Source organism: Staphylococcus pasteuri (assembly GCF_030547725.1).
GTDB lineage: Bacteria > Bacillota > Bacilli > Staphylococcales > Staphylococcaceae > Staphylococcus > Staphylococcus pasteuri.
The window spans coordinates 1-363 of record NZ_JAUOQO010000081.1 but is presented as its reverse complement, the minus strand read 5'-3'; the positions used below and the strand labels follow the sequence as shown (position 1 = coordinate 363).

General features: G+C 41.6%; 1 protein-coding gene. It reads right to left on the bottom strand.

All coding sequences use genetic code 11. From position 1 onward, the window contains the following. Window positions 1–226 (bottom strand): hypothetical protein (locus tag Q4528_RS12885; protein WP_303521871.1); only part of this gene is annotated, 226 nt, incomplete at its 3' end. Window positions 227–363 lie beyond the last annotated feature (137 nt).

Below are 363 nucleotides of genomic sequence, written 5' to 3'. Positions count from 1 at the left end.
AGCCATCACTATTTACATCATCCGTGGCTGCATCCAATGCTTGCAAATCAAAAACTTCTCCAGCGTAAACTGTCTCACCTGCCGAAAAGTTAGTTTGCAGATTTCCAGCCTCTAACTCGCTTGGGCTCGTTGCTGTACCAAAGTTCTGAATTACCACACTCGCTTGTGATGGAAGTGAAAGGGCCGCTACCAATGGTAAAATAGCTAAAGCGACTTTAGAAAACATAAAAACACCTCCTTGTAAAAAGCATGAAGCTACCTACTTCCCTCTGATAGCTAATATTGACATTTTACATTGCAGACTTACAAAATACTAGTTACCTAACGGTAATAACGTTTAAACCATGCGGCAAACCGCTCTAC